General features: G+C 45.7%; 18 protein-coding genes. 6 read left to right on the top strand and 12 right to left on the bottom strand.

Features of this window, described 5'->3' with window-relative positions; all coding sequences use genetic code 11:
- Positions 1–3: 3 nt before the first annotated feature.
- Positions 4–1,437, bottom strand: coding sequence for a PLP-dependent aminotransferase family protein (locus MTF70_RS08885; protein WP_205461118.1), 1,434 nt, complete (start codon positions 1,435–1,437; stop codon positions 4–6).
- 136 nt (positions 1,438–1,573) lie between these two features.
- Between MTF70_RS08885 and MTF70_RS08880 the strand changes: the two genes are divergently transcribed.
- The 3 genes from MTF70_RS08880 to MTF70_RS08870 are packed head-to-tail and all read left to right on the top strand — an operon-like array spanning position 1,574 to position 4,123.
- Entirely contained in the window at positions 1,574–2,938 is a 1,365-nt protein-coding gene (locus tag MTF70_RS08880) for a cytochrome ubiquinol oxidase subunit I (protein ID WP_005373264.1), read from the top strand.
- A 28-nt stretch (positions 2,939–2,966) separates the two neighbouring features.
- Positions 2,967–3,974 (top strand): cytochrome d ubiquinol oxidase subunit II, encoded by a 1,008-nt coding sequence (gene cydB, locus MTF70_RS08875; protein ID WP_017820345.1) that lies wholly within the window; start codon positions 2,967–2,969, stop codon positions 3,972–3,974.
- Between the two features lie 20 nt (positions 3,975–3,994).
- The gene (locus MTF70_RS08870) at positions 3,995–4,123 is read left to right on the top strand and encodes a DUF2474 domain-containing protein (protein WP_005373267.1); all 129 of its coding nucleotides are present in this window, start codon (positions 3,995–3,997) and stop codon (positions 4,121–4,123) included.
- A 133-nt stretch (positions 4,124–4,256) separates the two neighbouring features.
- On the opposite strand, the gene MTF70_RS08865 is transcribed toward MTF70_RS08870, so the two are convergent.
- The 3 genes from MTF70_RS08865 to MTF70_RS08855 form a co-directional block, all read right to left on the bottom strand.
- Positions 4,257–4,763, bottom strand: coding sequence for a hypothetical protein (locus tag MTF70_RS08865; protein WP_020480907.1), 507 nt, complete (start codon positions 4,761–4,763; stop codon positions 4,257–4,259).
- Complete coding sequence (hxpB, locus tag MTF70_RS08860; RefSeq protein WP_017820347.1) at positions 4,756–5,481, bottom strand: hexitol phosphatase HxpB; 726 nt, start codon at positions 5,479–5,481, stop codon at positions 4,756–4,758. The genes MTF70_RS08865 and hxpB overlap by 8 nt, the downstream gene beginning before the upstream one ends.
- 129 nt (positions 5,482–5,610) lie before the next feature.
- The gene (locus tag MTF70_RS08855; RefSeq protein WP_205461066.1) at positions 5,611–6,492 is read right to left on the bottom strand and encodes a LysR family transcriptional regulator; all 882 of its coding nucleotides are present in this window, start codon (positions 6,490–6,492) and stop codon (positions 5,611–5,613) included.
- A gap of 97 nt (positions 6,493–6,589) precedes the next feature.
- On the opposite strand from MTF70_RS08855, the gene budA reads away from it, so the two are divergent.
- From budA to MTF70_RS08840, 3 genes are read left to right on the top strand one after another with little or no spacing between them, the layout of a single operon-like run.
- Complete coding sequence (gene budA, locus MTF70_RS08850; RefSeq protein ID WP_017820349.1) at positions 6,590–7,375, top strand: acetolactate decarboxylase; 786 nt, start codon at positions 6,590–6,592, stop codon at positions 7,373–7,375.
- A gap of 29 nt (positions 7,376–7,404) precedes the next feature.
- Entirely contained in the window at positions 7,405–9,108 is a 1,704-nt protein-coding gene (alsS, locus tag MTF70_RS08845; protein ID WP_017820350.1) for an acetolactate synthase AlsS, read from the top strand.
- Complete coding sequence (locus MTF70_RS08840; RefSeq protein WP_017820351.1) at positions 9,105–9,863, top strand: SDR family oxidoreductase; 759 nt, start codon at positions 9,105–9,107, stop codon at positions 9,861–9,863. The genes alsS and MTF70_RS08840 overlap by 4 nt, the downstream gene beginning before the upstream one ends.
- A 288-nt stretch (positions 9,864–10,151) precedes the next feature.
- Here MTF70_RS08840 and MTF70_RS08835 read toward each other — a convergent pair whose 3' ends face one another.
- From MTF70_RS08835 to MTF70_RS08800, 8 genes are all read right to left on the bottom strand, one after another.
- Positions 10,152–10,748 carry a methyltransferase domain-containing protein gene (locus tag MTF70_RS08835; protein WP_017820352.1) on the bottom strand — a complete coding sequence of 199 codons (597 nt, stop codon included), beginning with the start codon at positions 10,746–10,748 and terminating at the stop codon, positions 10,152–10,154.
- 136 nt (positions 10,749–10,884) lie between these two features.
- A complete protein-coding gene (locus MTF70_RS08830) occupies positions 10,885–12,087 on the bottom strand; it encodes an AMP-binding protein (RefSeq protein ID WP_017820353.1) in 1,203 nt (400 codons plus the stop codon).
- A gap of 9 nt (positions 12,088–12,096) precedes the next feature.
- Entirely contained in the window at positions 12,097–12,918 is an 822-nt protein-coding gene (locus MTF70_RS08825; protein ID WP_005373283.1) for an ABC transporter ATP-binding protein, read from the bottom strand.
- Positions 12,919–12,998: 80 nt separating this feature from the next.
- On the bottom strand, positions 12,999–14,243 hold the full coding sequence (locus MTF70_RS08820; protein ID WP_005373285.1) for an ABC transporter substrate-binding protein: 1,245 nt from the start codon (positions 14,241–14,243) through the stop codon (positions 12,999–13,001).
- A 45-nt stretch (positions 14,244–14,288) separates the two neighbouring features.
- Positions 14,289–15,356 (bottom strand): branched-chain amino acid ABC transporter permease, encoded by a 1,068-nt coding sequence (locus tag MTF70_RS08815; RefSeq protein ID WP_005382737.1) that lies wholly within the window; start codon positions 15,354–15,356, stop codon positions 14,289–14,291.
- 11 nt (positions 15,357–15,367) lie between these two features.
- Positions 15,368–16,261: a branched-chain amino acid ABC transporter permease gene (locus tag MTF70_RS08810; protein ID WP_005373295.1), complete on the bottom strand. Its 894-nt coding sequence runs from the start codon at positions 16,259–16,261 to the stop codon at positions 15,368–15,370.
- Positions 16,261–18,213 carry a long-chain fatty acid--CoA ligase gene (locus tag MTF70_RS08805; protein WP_005373296.1) on the bottom strand — a complete coding sequence of 651 codons (1,953 nt, stop codon included), beginning with the start codon at positions 18,211–18,213 and terminating at the stop codon, positions 16,261–16,263. Before MTF70_RS08805 ends, MTF70_RS08810 begins: the two co-directional genes overlap by 1 nt.
- A complete protein-coding gene (locus tag MTF70_RS08800) occupies positions 18,213–19,013 on the bottom strand; it encodes an ABC transporter ATP-binding protein (protein WP_205461067.1) in 801 nt (266 codons plus the stop codon). The genes MTF70_RS08805 and MTF70_RS08800 overlap by 1 nt, the downstream gene beginning before the upstream one ends.
- Positions 19,014–19,249: the final 236 nt, after the last annotated feature.

Raw genomic sequence — 19,249 nt, 5'->3', positions numbered from 1 at the left:
TCGCTATTTCGCCAAATGATCGCGAATAATGTTGGCAAGCAGATTGAGAGCATGAACGTATTTGTCATTGAGCTCAAAAGAAGCGTTAAGACGAATACAGTGATCGTATTGTTCTGTCAGGCTGAACATCTTTCCCGGCGCGATACTGATATTATCTTTTAGCGCTTCTCGATATATCGGCAAGGCATCAATATGCTTGGGAAGCTCTAACCAAATAAAGTACCCACCGCTTTGGCTTAACACTTTGACTGCTTCAGGTAACAGCTCACTAAGCAGAACCGTCATCTTACTTTTACGTTCAAACAGCTTTTTCCGTAACTGCTTCAAATGAGATTCATAATTGCGGCTTGTTAAATAGTGTACCAATGTCATTTGCACTGGTGCACTCGTCGCTAATGTACTCATTAACTGTAACTTTTGTACCTCTAGCGCCCGCTTTCCCGCCGCAACCCAACCAATACGTAGCCCTGCGATTAATGATTTTGAAAACGAGGAGCACAACATGGTATTGCCCGTGTCATCAAACATTCTTAGTGGATAAACCGAGTCATTCCCTGCATGCAGTTCGCTGTACACGTCATCTTCAATCACTGGCACGTTATATCGCTGTGTCAGTTCAATCAGCTTTTGTTTTTTCTCGTTAGAAAGCGTAAAACCCAGAGGATTCTGGAAGTTCGACATCAGCCAGCACGCTTTCACATCGTGTGTTTGCAGCGCTCGTTCCAATGAGTCTAGGTCAATGCCCGTGACTGGGTCTGTTCTTACTGAGAGCGCTTTCAAACCTAACCGCTCTAAGGATTGCAATGCACCATAAAATGCAGGCGACTCCACAACCACCCAATCTCCCGGTCTTGTGCAGGCTTGCAAACTGAGCGTTAACGCCTCCAGCGCGCCTGCCGTAATGACAATTTCATCGGGTGAAATTTCAATGCCTTTCGCAGCATAACGCTTCGCGATGATGGTGCGTAATTGCTCGTTTCCCGGCGGTAAGTTATCAAAGGTGGTGGAAATCGGCATATTGCGAGCGGCTGCGCTCATCGCCCGATTCACGTGATATCGTGGGTACAAACTTGGGTCTGGATAGGCAAAGCCAAAATTGATCATGGATGGATTTTTACTCGCCTGCAGAACATCAAAGATAAACTCATTGATGTCTACCTGCTCAGTCCACGAAACCGCGGCTGGCGCTTGGGGTTCATTTGAGCTCTTAATATTGGGCGCTACTCGATAACCAGATCGCGGCTGTGACGTGACCCAGCCTTGAGATTCCAGAATTTGATACGCGTGCAACACCGTCATCAAGCTCAAACCCGAGTGTTCAGATTGGCGACGCAGCGAAGGCAGCTTGTCACCCGGATGCCATATCCCCGATTTTATCTGCCTTTTAAGCTGTTCCACTAACTCTTGATACTTCGCCAAACGCAAATCCCCTTCCATAAAGCCGAATTCAAAATAATAACACTTCAATATTTAATCTGTTATAGGTTTATAGTCACTGTCTGTACCTACTTCCCTCATTCCGCTCCTCTTAAAATAGCTCTCTCATAAAACTTAAAAGATCAAAGGAAGTTTAATGTTTGGCCTCGACGCATTTATGCTTGCACGGATACAGTTCGCCTTTACGGTATCCTTTCATATTATTTTCCCCGCTATCACCATAGGTTTGGCCACCTATCTCGCCGTGCTGGAAGGCTTATGGCTAAAAACACGCAATCCCGATTACCAAAAGCTCTATCACTTCTGGTCGAAAATTTTTGCGGTTAACTTTGGAATGGGTGTTGTATCTGGTCTTGTCATGGCCTATCAATTCGGCACCAACTGGAGTGGTTTCTCCGACTTCGCTGGTTCTATCACTGGCCCATTACTGACTTATGAAGTGTTAACGGCTTTCTTTCTCGAAGCCGGATTTCTTGGCGTAATGCTGTTTGGGTGGCGTCGCGTCGGCGAAAAGCTGCACTTTTTTGCAACCTCGATGGTGGCGTTAGGCACGATCATTTCGACGTTCTGGATTCTCGCCTCCAACAGTTGGATGCAAACGCCACAAGGCTATGAAATTGTCGACGGACGTGTGGTGCCAACCGACTGGTTTGCTATCGTTTTCAATCCTTCATTTCCTTATCGTTTGGCGCACATGAGCGTCGCGGCTTTCGTCAGTTCAGCACTCTTTGTAGGCGCGTCAGCCGCTTGGCATTTATTGAGAGGCAATCAATCGACTGCGGTAAAAACCATGTTTTCGATGTCGCTCGGGATCTTAGTGTTCCTTGCGCCACTCCAAGCCGTGATTGGCGATGTGCACGGGCTAAACACTCTGGAACACCAGCCCGCCAAAATCGCTGCCATCGAAGGACATTGGGATAACAGCGATGGCAAACCAACCCCATTGATATTGTTCGGCATGCCAAACATGGAACAAGAACGCACAGACTATGCCTTAGAAATTCCTGTTTTAGGAAGTTTGATCCTACGCCACAGTTTAACTGAGCCAATCCCGGCGCTGAAAGACTTCCCGAAAGAGGAACGACCGAACTCACCTATCGTCTTTTGGTCATTTCGAATCATGGTCGGGCTAGGACTTCTGATGATTTTTCAAAGCTTCTACAGCATATGGTTACGAAAAAAGAACACGCTTTATACTTCGCGTTGGTTCCTCAAGTTTTCATTGTTTATGGGGCCATCTGGTCTTATCGCAATACTCGCTGGCTGGTTTACGACAGAGGTTGGTCGGCAACCTTGGGTCGTGTATGGCGTACAAAAAACGCGTGATGCGGTTTCTGCACACGGAGACCTACAAATGAGCATCAGCCTGCTGTGTTTCCTTGTTGTATACAGCTTGGTATTTGGTTTTGGTTATTACTATATGATCCACCAAATCAAGAAAGGCCCCGATGCAATCGAACACGATGAGCACGACATGACGACCGTTTCAGGTCGCATTTAGAATTTGTCACAAAGTGAAGGTAGAGAATATGCATTTTGATTTATCCGTGATTTGGTTCGCGATCATCGTTTTTGCCACTTTGATGTACATCATCATGGACGGCTTCGATTTGGGTATTGGAATACTGATGCCCTTCATCAAGGATGAAAAACAAAAAGACGTCATGGTCAACAGTGTCGCGCCAGTTTGGGACGGCAACGAAACTTGGATTGTGCTTGGAGGCGCATCTCTATTTGGCGCTTTTCCGATGGCTTACGCGGTGATTATTGAAGCGCTAACCATCCCTTTAACGTTGATGTTGATTGCTTTGATCTTTCGTGGCGTCGCGTTTGAGTTTCGCTTTAAAGCATTGGAAAGCCACTTAAAGTTCTGGGATCGCTCTTTTATGGTCGGCTCGATTTTAACCACGTTTTTCCAAGGCATCGTTGTTGGCGCGGTAATTCAAGGCTTTGCGGTGGAAAACCGCGTCTTCGTAGGTAGCCAACTCGACTGGCTCAGCCCTTTTCCCATCTTTTGTGGTTTGGGTTTAGTCGCAACGTACGCGCTGCTTGGTAGCACATGGCTCATCATGAAGACGGAAGGTGAACTGCAAAACACGATGTACCGCTTCACTAACAAAACACTACTGGCAATGATCTCCGCATTAGTCATTGTGAGCGCTTGGACTCCACTTGCTTACCCTGCCATTGCGGAAAGATGGTTTTCTCTGCCTAATTTGTTCTACTTACTGCCCGTACCTGTCATTACTGGGCTGGTCTGTTTGAAGATTGCCGACTCCGTTAAAAAGCGTAAAGAGCGCAGCCCTTTCGTGATGGCATTGGTGATCGTGATTCTCGGGTTCGCTGGGCTTGGCATCAGTATCTGGCCAAATATCATTCCTCCTAGCATATCGATATGGGAAGCAGCGGCTCCTGCAAGCAGTCAGCGCTTTATGCTCGTTGGAGCGGTGATCATCATCCCGATCATTCTGGCTTACACCTTTTGGAGTTACTACGTCTTCTCCGGAAAAGTGAAAGAAGACGAAGCGTACCATTAACGAGTTGATAAGGAGTGAGTATGAAAATCAAAAATTGGTGCCGCCAGTGGGCTTGGATGGTTGGAATTTGGGTCGTTAGCGTCGCTGCATTAGGGTTAGTGTCTATGTTATTTCGCGTCATGATGACCGCTGCAGGGTTAAAATCTTAGCTCGACACGTTTAAGTCAATAAAAAATGGATGCCTCTAGATCTTGTGTAAGAGCTAGAGGCGTTGAACCTAATACTCAATCTTAATGAAAAAGCCAAGCGTTAAGAATCTACTCAAAACATTCTTTCATAAGTCTACATTGCCTGAAGTCGTTCATGCATGCTTACGAGATCAAAAGGTTCAAGCTTTTTCGCAATGCTCAGTAATGCTTCCTTTTTATCTTGCGGTAAACTTTGAAACTTCGACTCTAAACGTAAATCCACTTTGCTAAAAAGTAGCTTTCTAATTTGACTAGCTTTTGCCTTTGATAATTGCAATCCATCATTATCGGAGGTTTCAATTATCATGATAATTCTTGCTAAATCACTGAATTCATCATCAGAGCATAAATAAAGTGATTGTTTGTATAAATAGCCAACCGAAATTTCAAAATCAATATTAAGCGCTTGAATCTGACCGACAATGTTTTCACTCATATCATTTTGAGAAGCAGAGTTGATACAATCATCAAATCGCCTTTCAAATGTAACAAATCGATTATTGAGCTCGTCCAACATAGTCGTATCTTTTGCGAATGATTCTATAGGTAAAACCAATAAGAACATTGGCAGTAGGTATTTTTTCAGCGACCGACTATTCACAATCAAGTCCTTCTTCTAAAAAACTTTCATGCGGTGTTGGTGCAATTGTTTCTTTCAAATTCAAGTCCATTAAACTCGCCAAATGGCTTTCATTAAACTCTGATAGCTTTTGCAGCTTTAGACTGGCTTCATTAAACTCTTGGTAGAACTTATCAGGTTGAGGTATCACGACTGTTTTTATGTTTGCTCGTGTTGCCGCAAGCATACCCGAATAAGAGTCTTCAAAGGCAATACAGTTACTTGAATTTACACCTAGTTTATTGATTGTTAAAAGGTAGACATCTGGCTCTGGCTTACCCTGCTCTACATCGTCTGACGATGATATCGCGTCAAAGTAACTGGCAATACCGAGTTTGTTCAAAATGATGGGAATGAGTTGATAAGGTGAATTAGTAGACAACCCTATCTTAAACCCTTTTTCCTTAAGCAATTTGAGTGTTTCTGTAACACCCTCTAATTCGCATCCTTTTTCAATTATTAATGCCTCCACTTTATCCACAACAGCATTCTCTACTTCCTCTAGGCTCTTTTCTTGCCAAGGATTACGTTCATACCAAAACCTTGTTACTTCACCTGTCGTCATAGTTGCAGTCTGCTTTGACAGCACTTCGGTCACTTGGACACCAACTGATGAAAACACCTGCTTTTCCGCTTCCTTCCACAAAGGTTCTGAATCAATCAGCAACCCGTCCATATCAAAGACCGCAGCGTATATCATTGGTACATCCTCAGTAAGTTCTATTCGTTGAGTAAGATTTGTCTATTCAACCAAAGCATAGCTTTGCATATAACGAGTGAGAGTATCACATTTGCCTGTGGCTATCAGAGCCAGTTCGATGACTCATCTTTAAGCCTCAACATGACCGATGTGCATGGCTACTTTTAGCGCTTGTTTATTGAGATTAGATGCCTCCCAAGCAACAACAACACGACTAGTGAGAGGGATATCCTCAATCTCGGCGACTGTCGCGGAATCATCGAGATGTTCAGCCAGTGAGCGCGGAACGAGAGCAATACCTAACCCGGCCTGCGCCATGGCAATCGTCGTACGAAGTTCCGGTGCTGCGAACTGTGGTTCGAGCCTTACTCCTGCGTCGGCAAAAAGTGTACTCATGCCATCAAACAATGCGGGTCCAGTCTCTCGTGGAAACAGTAAAATTTTATGGCCTCTCAACTGTTTCATCTGGATACAGGGATACTTTGCCAGTTCGTGGCCCGCCGGAATCACCGCGACAAACGGGTCGTTAAACAACACCTTGTGCTCAAAAGGCTCACTGGCGTAACAGGGTAGCCGCATGATTGCGAGATCAAGTTGTTTGCTTTTTAACTGAGTGGCAAGCTCTGGCATTGACAGTTCCGCCGTCTGTAAATGAACCCCATTCTCTTGAATACGCCCAATCCTCTCCAATACCTTAATGCAGGTTGATGTTGACGTCGCGAACCCAATTTTAACCTGCGTATTTTCACCACGGGCAATCTGTCGGGCTTTTGCTTTAGCGCGTTCCACATCAGCAAGAATATTTACCGCATCCGTATAAAAGACTTGCCCTGCATGGGTCAGTTCTACTCCTCTAGACAAGCGCTTAAATAAGTCCACGCCAAGCTCGTGCTCTAGCTTTTTGATTTGTTGACTCAAAGGAGGTTGCGCAATCCCTAACCGTTCAGCTGCTCGGGTAAAGTGACGAGTCTCGGCGACCGCGACAAAATACTTCAGGTAGCGAAATTCCATATATTTTCCATATCAAAATAAATCTTTTTTATATTGGATTTAGCACCGTGTAGAAGTCAATCTAAATATACTCTTCATTGCATAACTGGTCTTACTCATGCGTGGATTTTATAACCCTCTATGCGCTTGTTCGCTTGAAGTAGCGAAAGAATTTTCTGAATACCATCACGTTACCGGAGATGGTGAGATTTATCAGACTTCGTTAATGAGTGCTTTGATCGCTGGTGTTTACGAAGGCTCGACAACCATAGAAGAACTGCTGAAACATGGGGATTTTGGTTTAGGTACGTTCAATGAATTGGATGGTGAGTTGATTGCTTTTGATAAGGAAGTTTTTCAACTCAAGTCGGATGGCTCCGCAAACCCGGCAGACCTAGAGCAAAAAACGCCCTTTGCTGTCATGACTTTTTTTAAGCCTGATATCGAGCTGCCATTGACATCGCGCATGTCACGTCATGAAGTCCATAGCCTCATAGACGACCTGGTTCCAAGCGATAACCTATTTTGCGCAGTGCGCATTGATGGTGTTTTCGATTCAGTTCGTACTCGTACCGTACCTAAACAAACACGCCCTTATCGACCAATGCTTGAAGTGGTCAAAGAACAACCAACATTCCGCTTCACGCATAAGCAAGGCGTGGTCGCCGGCTTTCGCAGTCCTAAATATACGACTGGCATCAATGTACCCGGCTATCACGAACATTTTATTACCGATGACCGCCAAGGAGGTGGTCATATCCAGGATTACAGCATTTCGTCAGGATTTCTCCAGATTGGCAAAGTCTCACGGCTAGTGATTGATACCCCAGTATCGACAGACTTCCTCAACGCCAATTTGGCTCCGGAAGATATAAATACCGCCATAGAAAAGGCGGAAAAGTAACAAAGTCAGGCAAATAATAAGGACAACAAATGCAATCCAAACCTTCAAATAAAAATGGAGCTCAGTTGATCGCTCAACAGCTAGAGTCTCTCGGCATTAAGTACATTTTCGGTATTCCCGGTGCAAAAATCGATCGACTGTTCGATGCGATTGAAGACACTAACATCCAAATGATTCCGGTACGCCACGAGGCTAACGGCGCATTTATGGCGGGCGTTATGGGAAGACTAACCGGCAAAGCAGGCGTCACAATGGTTACGTCAGGCCCTGGCTGTGGAAATCTAGTTACGGGGGTGGCAACAGCAAACTCCGAAGGCGATCCGCTGATTGCTATCGGTGGTGCGGTGAAACGAACTGACCAGCAAAAACAAACACACCAGAGCATGGATACCGTCAGTATTTTTCGCTCTATAACTAAGTTCAGTGCTGAAGTGCAGCATGTGGACGCCGCAAGCGAGATCATGGCGAACGCATTTCGTATCGCAGAGTCAGGTCGTCCTGGGGCTTGCTTTTTGAGTCTCCCCCAAGATGTTTTATCCGAGCAAACCCAAACGGACATTATTGTCCCCTCGCCTTACACACAGCCTGGTTGCGCAGACATCGTAGCAATCGAAGAAGCGGTCAGTCGAATCAGTAAAGCAAAGCGCTGTGTGGTTTTACTTGGCCTTCACGCGAGCCGCAGTCAAAACGCTGCTGCTATCGCCCGATTTCTTCAAAATACGCAGCTACCCGTTGTCGGCACTTACCAGGCCGCCGGCACGGTAGACATCAATTACTATCATCACTTTGCTGGGCGTGTCGGTTTGTTTAATAACCAACCTGGCGATGTTTTACTGCGGGACGCCGATTTAATTCTCACCATCGGCTTTAGCCCAATAGAGTATGACCCTGAGCTTTGGAACAGCCACCGCAACCCAGTGATTCACCTCGATATTGAACCAGCAGAATACCAACTTAATTATCAACCTTGTGTTGAAATCGTCGGAAACATTGCGCAGTCATTAGATAAAATGGGCAGCTATATCTCTGAATATGCTCGCCTTTCCCCAACGGCACTTTCAATACTGGAAGAGGTAGCACTGCAACGGCAAGTGATCAAGGCTTATCCCAAAGTCTATAACAAGCAAGGGTTTCATCCACTGGCGCTAATTAAAGCCATGCAATCTATCATCACACCAGATACCACGCTATGCCTTGATATGGGGAGCTTCCACATCTGGATCGCTCGTTACTTAAGCTGTTTTCGAGCTCGCCAAATGCTGGTGTCTAACGGCCAACAAACGATGGGCGTTGCACTGCCATGGGCCATTGGTGCCAGCCTACTAAAACCTGGTAGCAAAGTGGTATCGATATCAGGAGACGGCGGTTTTATGCAATCGAGCATGGAGTTAGAAACCGCGGTTAGACTGAACTGCAATATCGTCCATATTGTGTGGGTTGATAACGCCTACAACATGGTAGAAATGCAAGAGATCAACAAATATCAGCGCTGCTCTGGTGTGAAATTTGGACCAATTGATTTCAAGGCCTACGCCGAGTCATTTGGCGCGAAAGGCTTCGCAGTGACTAGTCAACACGAATTGCTACCGACATTGAATAAAGCCATGGACGTTGAAGGACCAGCAGTGGTGGCTATCCCCGTAGATTACAGCGACAACGACAAACTGATGTTGCCGCGCACAGAGAAAAATCAAGATCCCGTTTTTGTAAGTTTCGAAGGAGAAATCGCATGAGAGGATTAAAAAATAAAGTCGCACTCGTCACTGGTTCTGCCAATGGCATTGGTTTGGCCATCGCAAAACGTTTGTATGAAGAAGGCGCAAACGTCGCTCTTGCCGATTGGAATGAAGAGCAGTTGGCAAACGCCGTTGAGGGCTTTGATAAACAGCGTGTGTCTGCGCATTCTATTGATGTTTCTGACCCAGAAAAAGTCGCAGCACTGATTTCTGATGTTGTTACCCGTTTCGGTAAACTGGATATTTTAGTAAACAATGCTGGCGTACATGTCCCTGGTTCCGTGATTGAAGGTAGTGTGGAAGACTGGAAGAAGATCTCTGGTGTAAACATTGACGGCGTCGTTTATTGCGCGAAGTTTGCTTTGCCTGAACTCTTAAAAACGAAAGGTTGTATGGTAAATACCGCGTCCGTTTCCGGTTTGGGTGGTGACTGGGGTGCCGCATTCTATTGCGCGAGTAAAGGTGCAGTGGTGAACCTTACCCGAGCGATGGCATTGGACCATGGTGCGGATGGGGTAAGAATTAACGCCGTATGCCCAAGTTTAGTAAAAACCAACATGACAAACGGCTGGCCGCAGGACATCCGCGATAAATTCAATGAGCGCATTGCGCTTGGCCGAGCAGCCGAACCTGAAGAAATTGCGTCTGTCGTGACTTTCTTGGCAAGTGATGACGCATCTTTCATTAATGGCGTAAACCTACCTGTAGACGGCGGTGCCACCGCATCAGATGGTCAACCTAAAATAGTATAAGCATGAAATAGACAGATCAGTAAGAGACGTTCTACTACCTTTCGGATCGATGCTGATCTGTCGCTTTACGCTCTGAGCACACAACCCATGCCAGCAATAAACTCAACCACTCAACCGCTGTTAGAGATATCTCAACAACTTAAACCAGCAACGAGAAATTAATGTTTCACACAAACCGACAAACTATGTGAGCATTCCATCAGGTATAGAGTGAAGACTTATGTATCAGCGATTCACAAAGAACCAGACAGTTTCCGCGAATACTTTCTAAAGAAGTCTCAGTGACGACTAACGTTTCTGCCACACCATCCATTGCTCTCTGCCTTTAAAAACCTCAACACTGTTTACCACCACTGAGGATTCCACAAGTTCAAACGTGGGCTCTAGAAAAGATGCCAGTTCCCCACTTCTCAAACAAAATGGAGGGAAGCGTGATAGGTAATTATCATCAATGACGAAAAAACCAATTAGAAAACCTCCGCTTGGCAATAATTTATCCACCATAGCAAAGTATTCTGACCACATGTCTCTTGGTAGTGCTGCGAGAAAGGCCCGCTCGTAAATGACATCAAACGAGTGAGAAAAATCGGCATTAAATACATCACCCAATACGACTTTATCTTTGTAGTTACCTAACGCTGATTGCGCCATTTTTACCGCTTCTTGGCTGTAATCCATCGCGATCACGTCATGCCCATATTGAATAAAAGTGCTCAGTTCATAAGCGGCACCACACCCAGGAATAAACACTGACTGGCCTACATGAAGTGAATTGTCGAGATAGTCCTTGAGTTCTTGAGGTGTCGATTGGGCATCCCAAGGCATAGTGCCTCGGATAAACAAATCATCCCAGAATTGTGTGTTAATCATTGGTGCCTGTTTCATTTACCCGCTCCCTGATTGCGGTAGTAAAAAATAAAGGGATACGCAGCGCAATGTGGTATCCCTTTTCTAGCCTTTTGTCTGACGTTGTTAGTTTTTTATGACAACCACTTTCTACTGCACTTATGCCACCAATGAGTTAACTGCGAAGATCATTGATTAACGGCTGCTCCACTTGGTTCGGTACAAACTGGACATTGCCTTTCAGTTTAGTGACTGACTGTAGTGTTGCTTGAATGTCCTCTGCTGATACATGCACATCATGACAACAAAAAGTAATGGCATCGTTGAAGCCATCGCGCTCAATTTTCAAGGAGCCTTTAATATCGTGGCGACGACAGACTTCTTGGATTTGATGCGGATAAACAAACAGCCCTTTTACTTTCACCGCGGAGTCTGCTCGTCCCATCCAGCCCTTAATTCGTGCATTCGTGCGTGAAGAATCAGAACTTGTCTCTAGATATGCCGATAAATCTCCCGTTGCGTAGCGAATCAGCGGGAACTTCTCATCGAACGACGTTACAACGACTTCACCGACTTCTCCCGGTTGTACAGGAACACCATCAGGATCAACGATTTCAACAATAATATCTTCGGCAATCACTAATCCTTGTTCACCAGACACTTGATAAGCAATCAAACCAAGCTCTGCACTTGCGTAGGCTTGAAAGACTGCAATGCCTTTTTCCTCAAACATCTGTTGCATGCCTGCTGTAACCGCTTCACCAGAGACCAGAGCTTTCTCAAAGCTAGGCAGCTCATTGTATTTCTCTTGGTACTTTTGTAGCAACGTCAGCAAATAAGAAGGTGTGCCAGTGTAACCATTAGGTTGAAGCTGTTTAATTGCCTCTATTTGCGCTTCGGTATTGCCTACTCCAGCCGGAAATACCGCACAGCCACAAGCCCTTGCGCCACCATCCATAATAAATCCGCCAGGAGAGAAATGGTAAGAGAGCGTGTTATGCACTAAATCACCCGCACAGAACCCAGCAGCGTGAAACGCGCGCCCCATACGCCAGAAATCGGCCTCATCCGTTTGAGCCTCATATAAAGGCCCAGGAGACTGAAAAACACGCGCCATTTGACCAATGGCAACGCTATTTAAGCCACCAAACGGCGGTTTAAGTTGCTGCTGATTAGGTACATTGAACTTACGTGTAATCGGGAACTGAGCAAGCCCTTCACGATTGTTTGCCAATGTAGGCTCTAACCCAGAAAAATGCGCCGCGTAATGTTCGCTATTGACTTTCGAATTTTCAATCAACGTTGGCAGACGTTGAAACAACGACTCTTCTCGCGCCTGTAGAGACAACGATTCTTTCGCATCAAATAGTTCGTTCATCCTTGCTCCTTACAACCAACGCTTACGACGTTTGTAAGATTTCAGATTCTTAAAGCTCTTGCGATCTTCATCGCCGCCGCCAAGGTAGAATTCTTTTACGTCTTCATTGTTTAGCAATTCGTGCTTGCTGCCATCTAGTACGATTTTGCCTGATTCCATGATGTAACCGTAATCGGCCGCTTGAAGAGCGAAGTTGGCATTCTGTTCAACCAAAAGCATGGTAATACCTTGCTCTTTGTTGATCTTGTTAATAATGCTGAATACTTCTTTAACTAGCAGTGGAGAAAGCCCCATAGACGGTTCGTCCAACAAAATCATCTTCGGTCGAGCCATTAACGCTCGGCCAATCGCTAACATTTGTTGCTCACCGCCAGACAAATAGCCCGCCAGGCCAGTGCGCTCTTTGAGTCGCGGGAAATAGTCAAACACCATTTCGATGTCTTGTTCAACTTCGTTGTCAGTGCGTGTATAAGCGCCTAAGCGAAGATTTTCTATTACCGTCATATCTTCAACAATTCGGCGCCCTTCCATAACTTGGAAGATGCCCGAACGGACGATCTCTTCCGGGCTTTTGTTGTCTATACGCTCGCCCATGAAGTTGATTTCGCCGCGCGTCACTTCACCATCTTCGGTTTTCAATAAACCAGAAATGGCTTTCAACGTTGTGGATTTACCCGCACCGTTGGCCCCCAGTAAGGTCACAATCTGCCCTTTTGGAACTTCTAAACTCACACCGCGAAGTACTAGTATTACTTCGTCGTAGACGACTTCAATGTTGTTCACTGAAAGCAGTATTTCTGCCGGTTCGATATTCGTTGCTAATTCAGCCATCAAGCTACTCCTTGCTAGGGTGAGAGTGTTCTCTCACCCATCCTTATTTTCAGTAAGCTTTGTTATTAATAAGTCGTAGATTAGTAACCTAGCCAATCGTCACGACGTGACAATGTCACCTGTGATACTTTCTTGATATCAACTGCGCCGCCATCGTTGTTGCCCATAAAGACGTTCACGGTTGTTGTGCCTCGGTGATCTTCCGGTTTCCAGTTCGCAGGGACACAAACACCTTCTAAGCCTTGTGGTACCCAGTTGTCATGGACATACATGCCCTTCTTGATGTTTTCACCTGTGATACCACCGTTGTCTTTCGCCCACTCCATTGCTTCTTTCATATAGAACGCAGAACAAATACCGCGAATGTAATGGTGAGTTCTGAATTCGCCCGGCTCTGATTCAGACTGCTTAGAAATCTCACGGACCAGTTTCATGCCTTCATTATCATCTCCCCAAAACGCTGTCATACCTGGGAAAACGTAATCTTTAAGGCCATCGCCTGCTGCTTCAAGCACTGGCTTATCGCCGCCCCAAATGTTTGCCATGTACTGGAACTCTGTCCCAACCGTGTTACAAGACTTCACTAGTGAGATAACCGAGCTACCGATATTAGCAATGTAACCGTAGTTGGTGCCTGACTCTTTCAGCGACAAACATTGCGCTTTGAAGTCCCCTGGTTTTAGTGACACAACGACTGGGTTTTGCACATCAAAACCAAGTTCTTTGGCGTACTCTGCACACGCTTCTTTTGGCGCATTCGGGAATGGATGGTTATCGCCAATGTGCGTAAATTTCGGCGCACCTTGATTGCCCTTAGATTCCCAATCTTCTTTCGCCCACTTAACTAGCGCACGACACGCATCTGAGTACGACGCACCATAAAAGAAGTTATAAGGCGCTGGTTTCGCGGTTTTTGGGTTTTTGCCAGTTGGGTCAGTTAAGTGACCAGAGTAAGAAGCAGAGAACACCGGCACTTTGTCTTTGGTAACAAACGAAATAAGTGCTTCGGTATCCGCCGTACCCCAACCTTGCAGCGCAACCATGTCTTTACGCGCCACCCAACGTTTATAGTTAGAAATCGCCACTGGTACTTTGTACGCCATGTCTACTGTTTCAAATTCGAGCTCGGTACCGTTAATGCCACCGTTTTGGTTAATCCAACGCAATGCGTCTCGCACGCCAGAACCATAAGGCTTGCTCACATAAGCCGTTGGTCCAGAAAAGTCGACTAATTGCCCGACAAACACAGAATCTTTTGCCCAAGTTGCGGTAGTAAACAGTGCAGATGACAGCACCAACGTTGTCGCTAAATGTCCTTTGTTCATAACTCGTTGTCCTTGTTATTGAGGTATATTCCACTTAATTCCACGTTAATATGAGAACGGATAATGTTTCCAATATGCTCGAATCTGTTGCCAGCGATGCGATAATCCTTGAGGTTCGAAAATGAGGAACAGCATGATGACTAAACCAATCGCCATCTCTTTGAAGTAAGCCAGACCATCAGTGAAAGCGGTGGTATCACCAAACGCTGAAAGCCCCGTTACGCCAAACTCTAAAACTTCAGGCAGCAATACGATAAATATCGTCCCCATCAGCGTACCTTTGACTGAGCCTAAGCCACCAATGATGATCATTGCCAAGAACTGGATAGACATCATGATGGTGAAGCCTTCTGCTGATACAAACCCTAGATAATGTCCGTAGAGTGCACCCCCGATGCCCGCATAGAATGCACACACTCCAAATGAGAGCAGACGATACTTGGTTAGGTTGATGCCCATGATCTCTGCTGACAGATAGTGATCTCGTACTGAGACAAACGCGCGACCGTCACGAGAACGGATTAAGTTTGATGCCCACATATACATGAAGATCAGCGCAAACAGAGCGATGTAGAAGAAGCTTTCGTCAGTCGTAAACTCAAAACCAAACAAATTAATTGGGTTCGCGCTTGCACCGTATGAGCCGCCACTGAACCAATCTGCGCGAGCAAAGAAGTCCTCTAAAATAAACTGCGCCGCCAACGTTGCGATAGCTAGATATAAACCTTTAATTCGAGCCGCTGGCAGACCAAACAGCATCCCCACAATCATGGTTAAGTAACCCGCAAGCGGAATCGCAAACACGACTGGAATGTTAAACTGGTTATTTAACCAAGCCGATGCAAAGGCGCCAAAACCAAAGAACGCACCGTGACCTAGCGAAATTTGTCCGGTAAAACCAACCAGAATGTTTAAGCCCAATGCCGCGATACCGAGGTATGCAATCTGAATAAACAGGTTTAGGAAGTAAATATCCAAGACCAGCGGTGCTGCCAGCATGGCGATGACACCTGCAATCGCAAGGCTTCTGATGGTTTTGGTTTCAAAAATTGGCGTATCGCTTTTGTATGTGGTTCGAAAATCCCCACATGGGCGCATGCTAAGTTGAGCCATGTTATTTCTCCTTAAATACGCTCAATATCTTTGGTACCAAACAGGCCATATGGCTTGAAGGCAAGAATGATTAACAGCACATAGAATGGTGCGATGTTGTACAGGTTACCCACTTGCAGGTATTGGCTATCAAAAAACTCAGCCAAGTTTTCTAGCACCCCGATGGTAATACCACCGACAATTGCGCCGACCACCGAATCTAAGCCACCTAAAATAACGGCTGGGAAAACTTTGATACCAATAATGGATAGCGCGTCAGATACGCCGTTAACGATACCGATAACAATCCCTGCTGTTGCAGATACCATTGCCGAAATGGCCCAACTGATGGCGAACACTTTCTTGATGGAAATGCCAAGACTCTGGGCTACTTGCTGGTTGAATGCCGTTGCGCGCATTGCCAGACCCATTTTGCTGAATTTGAAGAACCAGTAGAACGCGCCCATGATGAGCATTGAGAAGATCAAGCTCAGAATGTAAGCAAACTCAACATTCAAACCTCCGATATTCACCACGTTGGTTTCGAACACTTGCGGGTACGACACAGCCGAGACACCGAATATCCACTTCATCAGCGCTTGGAAAAACATCGATAGACCAATGGTCACCATGATCACAGAGATAATCGGTTCACCAATCAACGGTCTGAGCACAATGGTTTGCACGGCGATACCAAAAATCATCATGAACGCGAGCGTGAGTAAAAAGCCAATAAAAAACGGTAACTGTAGGTGCACCAATGCCGCCCAACATACCCATGCGCCAATCAACAGGAACTCACCCTGAGCAAAGTTGACCACCTGGGTCGATTTGTAAATCAATACAAAGCACATGGCGACAACGCCATACAACATGCCAACGATCACGCCATTAATGACGAGTTGCAGTAATAAATCCGTATTCACTATGCGATCCTCCGTTGTTCGCTATCCACTAGTGTTGGCTCATGCTCAATAAGCGTTTCAATAACTAGCGACGTTTGAATGCGTGTTTTGGTGCCATCTTGATAAGTGATCACTGTATCGACATCGACTTTTGGATCGTCGCTGTAGATGGTTTCGATGATGTCTCCGTATTTCTCTGCAACCACACCACGGCGTACTTTACGTGTGCGAGTTAGCTCTCCATCGTCGGCATCCAGCTCTTTGTAAAGTAGAATGAATTTGCTGATCTTCTGTGCATCCGGTAGGGATTCGTTCACTTTTTGAACTTCTTCACGAATCGCTTGGTACACTTCTGGTTGAGCAGATAAGTTGGTGTAGTTGGTAAATGCCAAGCCGCGTTGCTCTGCCCACTTCGCGACGATCGCATAGCGAATACAGATGATGGCAGACAGCCAAGGTCGACCTTTACCTACCACCACGGCTTCTGCAATAAACGGCGAGAACTTGAGTTTGTTTTCGATAAACTGTGGCGAATAACGGTCGCCATGGCTGGTTTCCGACATATCTTTCAGACGATCAATCACCACCAAGTGACCGGAATCTTTAAAATAGCCCGCATCGCCTGTGTGCATCCAACCATCTTGAACATCTTCATCATATGCTGCTTGGTTGTTTAAGTAGCCAGTAAACATGCCTGTACTTTTCGCGATGATTTCACCAACGCCATTGCTGTCCGGGTTGATGACTTTCACTTCTGCATTATCAAACGCAACACCAACGGAATCGTAATCCACATCATCCGCTTGGTGCACGGTGTATGCGCCACACATTTCGGTCTGACCATAAAGCTGCTTAAGTGGCACACCAATAGCTTGTAGGTAACGGAAAGTATCCGGTCCCATCGCCGCACCGCCGGTTGCCGCAGATGTCAGGTTCGAAAACCCTAAACGGTCACGCAGAGCACGCAGAAGAATCCATTCAGCCAACTTAGAGCGTTTACCCTGCTCCAGCGCTTTGTTGGCTAAGCTCATGCCCAGTTTGTACATCTTTTGCTTAAACGGTGTCGAATCCATCATTCGTGCAGACACGTCTGCCACAATGTTTTCCCACACACGTGGCGCTAACAGCACAAAGTTTGGACCGATTTCACGCAAGTCGGACATCATGGTTTCTTGTTCTTCCACAAAGTTAACGATTTGACGAGAAATCAACGCCTGACCAACCACGTAAACCTGCTCCATAATCCAAGGCAAAGGCAGAACAGAAACGTAGTTGTCGCCTGGGGAACGAGGGTCTGCACGCAAGTAAGCCGCACAGTGATCCAAGAACGTGCCACTGTGTAGCTGAGCCAATTTTGGTTTAGAAGTCGTACCCGACGTAGTACAAAGAATTGAAAGATCGCTGCCTTTGGTTTCAACAACCATATTGAGATATTTGTCTGGGTCCGCTTTATCAATCAGCTGACCTTTTTTGTAGACCTGTTCAACATCAATTAATCTTGGATCATCGTATTTACGCATTCCACGAGGATCGCAGTAAATAATGTATTCAACGCTAGGAATTTCATCACCAAGCTCAAGCAGCTTGTCGCATTGCTCTTCATCTTCGGCAATCACGACTTTTGCTTTTGCATAGTTGATAAGGTACGCCACCTCTTCGTGCATAGAATCTTGATAGATGCCCAGCGAGAAACCTTTGATCGCATGTGCCGCTAACTCGCCCCATACCCATTCAGGGCGGTTATCACCTAGCAAACCAACGACATCTTGCTCACCAATACCCAAATCTCGTAGTGCCAGTGCCATCCACTTGACGCGGTTTTCATAATCCTTCCAAGTGAACTCTCGCCATATACCAAACTCCTTTTCACGCATTGCGACTTGTTCGGGCCAGTTCTTGGCATTGTGTTGCAACACTTTTGGAAAGGTATCTAAGCGGGTTATATCTGCCCAATCATTATGTTGCTGTGCCATTATGCACTCTCCTCTAATGTCGGTAACTCTTCGCCTAAGTACGCTTGTTTCACATGTGGGTTGGCCATCACTTCTTCAGGCTCACCCGTAGCAATGTGTTTACCGAAATCCAAAACCAAAACGCGATTAGAGATGTCCATGACCACGCCCATGTCGTGCTCAATCATGATGATCGTGATATCTAATTCTTCATTCAGATCCATGATGTAACGTGCCATGTCTTCCTTTTCTTCCAAGTTCATACCTGCCATTGGTTCATCAAGCAGCAGTAACTTAGGTTTTAAGGCAATGGCACGAGCAAGCTCTACACGCTTACGTAAGCCGTAAGATAGGGTGCCTGCAGTCGCTTTTCGGATGTGCTGGATTTCTAGAAAATCGATCACGTCTTCCACATATTTGCGGTGCGCCATCTCTTCTTTCTGCGCATTAGAGAACCAATAGAGTGGCCCCGTGACGAAGTTGTTTTTTAGTAGGTGGTGTCGGCCAACCATGATGTTGTCCAGTACCGACATGTGAGAAAAGAGCGCTAAGTTTTGGAAGGTTCTTCCCAACCCTAACTCAGCTCGTTGGCTAGGTGTCCGTTTAGTTACATCATCTCCAGCGAAGATTACAGAGCCTTTGTTTGGTGTGTATCGACCAGAGATGCAATTGAGCATTGAGGTTTTACCTGCACCGTTTGGGCCAATGATTGAAAAAATTTCCTTTTCATTCACATGGAAGCTCACGTCAGTTAAAGCTTTCACCCCACCAAAAGCCAATGAAATATCGTTTACCTGCAACTGAGGCGATTCCGATACCATAGTTGATCTCCCTTTCGTTATTTTAAGTGCGTTCCATTGAGCACTATTTGATCAAACCTAACTTTGATACTGGTAACCGCTTTTACACCTATGCATCAACTTTGTATTCAGTTTACGTAAACGTCAATTTAAAATCAGAATAGTGCCTGAAAGATTAAGTTGCAATCGAGTTCATCGAGAAAGATTTGAACTAACGCAAACTTTAAGTAAATAAATTGTTAATAAAAATTATTCTC

The sequence above is a fragment of the Vibrio sp. 2CM40D genome (genome assembly GCF_023161825.1).
Lineage (GTDB): Bacteria > Pseudomonadota > Gammaproteobacteria > Enterobacterales > Vibrionaceae > Vibrio > Vibrio alginolyticus.
Note: the sequence above shows the minus strand (reverse complement) of the source record. Positions and strands in the feature narration are given on the sequence as shown.

Coding starts and splice junctions, on each gene's coding strand:
- MTF70_RS08885 (WP_205461118.1), bottom strand. CDS start 1,437: ATGGAAGGGGATTTGCGTTTGGCGAAGTATCAAGAGTTAGTGGAACAG.
- MTF70_RS08880 (WP_005373264.1), top strand. CDS start 1,574: ATGTTTGGCCTCGACGCATTTATGCTTGCACGGATACAGTTCGCCTTT.
- cydB (WP_017820345.1), top strand. CDS start 2,967: ATGCATTTTGATTTATCCGTGATTTGGTTCGCGATCATCGTTTTTGCC.
- MTF70_RS08870 (WP_005373267.1), top strand. CDS start 3,995: ATGAAAATCAAAAATTGGTGCCGCCAGTGGGCTTGGATGGTTGGAATT.
- hxpB (WP_017820347.1), bottom strand. CDS start 5,481: ATGATATACGCTGCGGTCTTTGATATGGACGGGTTGCTGATTGATTCA.
- MTF70_RS08855 (WP_205461066.1), bottom strand. CDS start 6,492: ATGGAATTTCGCTACCTGAAGTATTTTGTCGCGGTCGCCGAGACTCGT.
- budA (WP_017820349.1), top strand. CDS start 6,590: ATGCGTGGATTTTATAACCCTCTATGCGCTTGTTCGCTTGAAGTAGCG.
- alsS (WP_017820350.1), top strand. CDS start 7,405: ATGCAATCCAAACCTTCAAATAAAAATGGAGCTCAGTTGATCGCTCAA.
- MTF70_RS08840 (WP_017820351.1), top strand. CDS start 9,105: ATGAGAGGATTAAAAAATAAAGTCGCACTCGTCACTGGTTCTGCCAAT.
- MTF70_RS08835 (WP_017820352.1), bottom strand. CDS start 10,748: ATGAAACAGGCACCAATGATTAACACACAATTCTGGGATGATTTGTTT.
- MTF70_RS08830 (WP_017820353.1), bottom strand. CDS start 12,087: ATGAACGAACTATTTGATGCGAAAGAATCGTTGTCTCTACAGGCGCGA.
- MTF70_RS08825 (WP_005373283.1), bottom strand. CDS start 12,918: ATGGCTGAATTAGCAACGAATATCGAACCGGCAGAAATACTGCTTTCA.
- MTF70_RS08820 (WP_005373285.1), bottom strand. CDS start 14,243: ATGAACAAAGGACATTTAGCGACAACGTTGGTGCTGTCATCTGCACTG.
- MTF70_RS08815 (WP_005382737.1), bottom strand. CDS start 15,356: ATGGCTCAACTTAGCATGCGCCCATGTGGGGATTTTCGAACCACATAC.
- MTF70_RS08805 (WP_005373296.1), bottom strand. CDS start 18,213: ATGGCACAGCAACATAATGATTGGGCAGATATAACCCGCTTAGATACC.
- MTF70_RS08800 (WP_205461067.1), bottom strand. CDS start 19,013: ATGGTATCGGAATCGCCTCAGTTGCAGGTAAACGATATTTCATTGGCT.